Source organism: uncultured Mucilaginibacter sp. (assembly GCF_903913935.1).
GTDB lineage: Bacteria > Bacteroidota > Bacteroidia > Sphingobacteriales > Sphingobacteriaceae > Mucilaginibacter.
This window is the reverse complement of record NZ_CAIWNH010000157.1, coordinates 1-3,320: the sequence shown is the minus strand read 5'-3', so window position 1 is coordinate 3,320 and position 3,320 is coordinate 1. Positions and strand designations below refer to the sequence as shown.

At 41.1% G+C, this 3,320-nt stretch carries 4 protein-coding genes; 2 read left to right on the top strand and 2 right to left on the bottom strand.

The window, feature by feature from the left end; all coding sequences use genetic code 11:
• Nucleotides 1–295 precede the first annotated feature (295 nt).
• Nucleotides 296–688 carry a hypothetical protein gene (locus tag QZY09_RS05920; protein WP_295669484.1) on the top strand — a complete coding sequence of 131 codons (393 nt, stop codon included), beginning with the start codon at nucleotides 296–298 and terminating at the stop codon, nucleotides 686–688.
• A 281-nt stretch (nucleotides 689–969) separates the two neighbouring features.
• On the opposite strand, the gene QZY09_RS05915 is transcribed toward QZY09_RS05920, so the two are convergent.
• A complete protein-coding gene (locus QZY09_RS05915; RefSeq protein WP_295669482.1) occupies nucleotides 970–1,407 on the bottom strand; it encodes a hypothetical protein in 438 nt (145 codons plus the stop codon).
• A 156-nt stretch (nucleotides 1,408–1,563) separates the two neighbouring features.
• The gene (locus QZY09_RS05910; RefSeq protein WP_295669481.1) at nucleotides 1,564–2,325 is read right to left on the bottom strand and encodes a hypothetical protein; all 762 of its coding nucleotides are present in this window, start codon (nucleotides 2,323–2,325) and stop codon (nucleotides 1,564–1,566) included.
• Between the two features lie 167 nt (nucleotides 2,326–2,492).
• On the opposite strand from QZY09_RS05910, the gene QZY09_RS05905 reads away from it, so the two are divergent.
• Entirely contained in the window at nucleotides 2,493–3,116 is a 624-nt protein-coding gene (locus QZY09_RS05905) for a 7-carboxy-7-deazaguanine synthase QueE (RefSeq protein WP_295669479.1), read from the top strand.
• Nucleotides 3,117–3,320: the final 204 nt, after the last annotated feature.

Sequence of the window (3,320 nt, the reverse complement as noted above, 5' to 3'; positions counted from 1 at the left end):
TCCTTCATTATGATCATAAAGGATTGCTGACACATTTTTATACTCCATTTTGGGTTTACTTAATGTGTAAACCTATTTCAGGACTAGACACAAGATGAAAAAAATAATTTTTACAGCAATTATAGCAATTAGCTGCCTGTCACTTAAATACGCGGACGCTCAAGTGAGCGTTGGTGTAGGGCTAAACATTAGCAGCCAACCAGATTGGGGCCCTACTGGCTAAGACCATGCAGGATACTACTATATACCGGATGTTGGTGCGTATTATGACGTAAATGCGCATGAATATATTTATATGGAGAACAACGCATGGGTTCACCGCGGCTTTTTACCTGCAAGATACCGCAATTATGATTTGTACCGTGGCTACAAAGTGGTAATTAATGACCGTGACCCATGGTTACGTGATAACGATTACCGTGGCAGGTATGCTTCATTCAGGGGCCGCCATGACCAGGAGATGATCCGCAACAGCCGTGATGTTAGATACAGGAACCACTGGATGGGTGTTAGAAATCACGAAATAGTACGCAGCCGCAATATAAGAGCGCACCGCGAAAACATGAGGAATCGTAACATGAACCGCAGGGATCGCAATATGAACCAGAGAATGCGCAACCATAATCAAAGGATGCGCCAGGATAACCGCAGAGAAATTCGTAAAGACAAACAACAAGATAACCACTAAAAGTGGATCTGTTTATAGTTTAAAAGCAAAAGGCCGGCAATAATGCCCGGCCTTTTGCTTTTAAACTTTTTACTCATCCTACATATAATTTATTTAGCTTTTGAGTAAATGGAATGTAACACGAACAAATACAAGCAATTAGTACTATTCAAAGATATCCAATTATTTTTGCAAATAGTTATACTTGTTGATGGAGCAATAGGTAGCGTTTAACGACGCTAATAAAACAAGTGGAAATTCGTTTTGATAATTTTCACGGTTAGCAGTCCAAACAAAACCATTTAAATATTCATCAAATCCACGGGGACCCTGTAATTGGCACTCTCGTCGTTCCATGCCATGGAAGTAATACGCCACAGATCATCCACCTGGATAAACTGGATGTAGTTGACTCCCCTGGGCAGGTTGTCAATTTCGTAATAGGCAAAACTATATTCGTAAACACTAACGCGCTGGGCCACCCGGCCAAAAATCTCAGTTTTTGAATATAATTCCCGCTGCATAAACTGAGTTAGCTGCCCATCTTCAATGGAATCTTCTATTGACCTGGTAAATGATTCAACTGTGTAGGTGATCGGCTTGCCAAAGCTAAGGTTAAAAAGCGCCCCATCTTCAAAAAACAAGTCCCTCACTGTATCCAGGTCAGGCATCTCGCCATCCATAAAGCTCAGGCTCTCGTAAAAATCTTCGGTTATGTAATCTATAGCTCTGTTATTCATGTATTCAATGCAAGTATTAGCCAATCCCAAACGGAAAGGATGCCAAGATAAATAAATTGACATTCAATGTTAACAGGATAATATTCGATTTTGGATTTATTTTGCCGAATGTCGTCTAAATTACTTCAATCGTTCCCGTTCTTAAATTCGCGTTAGTCAGAAATCGATCTTTAAATTCATTAATGTTGGGTTTTTCATCACTTCATCCATATTGGTTACCAGGGTCACCCGTTTACGGTCGGCGGATACAATGGCCCTGGGATTGCTGATTTTTTTTATAGGTTTTGCGAAATTCAGCACCAGCTTATATGGGGTCTCAATCAACATTGCTTTCGCCATAGCAAAGGCTGACTGCGTTTTCTTTAAAAATGAATTAAATTTCGCCTTATCAATAACCCGGTAAAACTTATGCGGGCTTATTTCGTACGAATAATAATCTTCGCCGGCAATCAGTTGCTGGGCATCAAAGCCATTTGTGGTTTTGGTATTGGTTGCGGCTTTTAACTGGCCATCCAGAGATATTTTTGAAAGGTGTTTTAAGTAATACTCCAGGTCGGCAGCATTTTTTGCGGTATGATTGATCCCTACCCTCATGATACTTTTCTTAAGGTCCATTTTGACTGAAAGATTGCTACTTTTGGCCATATTGGCCTCATCAAAAGTCATTTTCTGTTGGGTACTATCCGGCAGTGCCGAGTAAAAATTAAGGGTGGTATCTTTTACGAGGGAGAATTGAGGGGTTTGCTTTACCGAATCTGACATCAGGTTCATCAATACCGAAACCGCGCGGCCCATGTCAAAATTATACTGCACATTGCATGATCCGTCGGTTTTAAAATCGTAACGCTCCTCGATGTCGAAACAAGAAGAAAAGCACAGCAATACGAAAAAGAGCAGCGGGTAATATATTTTTTTCATAAAGCAAATTTTAAGTAATAATAGTGAAAAATGGTGAAAGGTAAAAGGCTAAAGGTGAAAGGTTTTTTATTTTATTTTGAATTCGGGCCGGTTTGTGTCTTGCAATTCTACCTTTAACCTTTACCCTTTCGCCTTTCGGCTCAAAAAACGTAATTTTGCAACAAATTATGGCACATCAAATTCCGGAAGATGGTACACAGCTTCCTTTAATGGAAGAGTTTTACACGATACAGGGCGAGGGATTTCATACCGGCAAGGCTGCCTATTTTATACGCCTTGGCGGTTGCGATGTGGGCTGTCACTGGTGCGATGTTAAGGAAAGCTGGAATGCTGAGTTGCACGCGCTAACCTACGCCGATCAGATCGTTGAAAACGCTTCCAAACACCCTTCAAAGGCGGTTGTTGTTACCGGTGGCGAGCCGCTGATCTATAACCTGGATTATTTAACCGCCGGCCTGCAGGGGCGTGGCATTAAAACTTTCATTGAAACCTCCGGCGCTTATCCCCTTTCTGGCCATTGGGACTGGATCTGCCTTTCGCCTAAGAAATTTAAGGCGCCAACCAAAAATGTGGCAGAGCATGCGGACGAACTTAAAGTGATCATTTTCAACAAGTCGGATTTCGCTTTTGCCGAAGAAAATGCCAAACTGGTTTCGCCAGGCTGCAAACTATATTTACAGCCTGAATGGTCGAAGTCAAAAGAAATGACTCCACTGATCGTTGAGTACGTGATGAAGAATCCCCACTGGGAGATCTCCCTGCAAACGCATAAATATTTGAATATCCCGTAGGTTAGTTGATTGGATTTATTGAGTTGGATTGGGTTGATTACGTTATTGAGGGCCGTGAAGGAGTTGGAATGGGTTATGATAGTTGTAAATATTGCAAAAATATTCAATGCCCAATGCCTACCGACCAATGACTAATCTCCTTGATTCATATATTTAATGTAACTTAGAGATCAAAATACCGTATCAAAAGGAATGAGGTTTTTA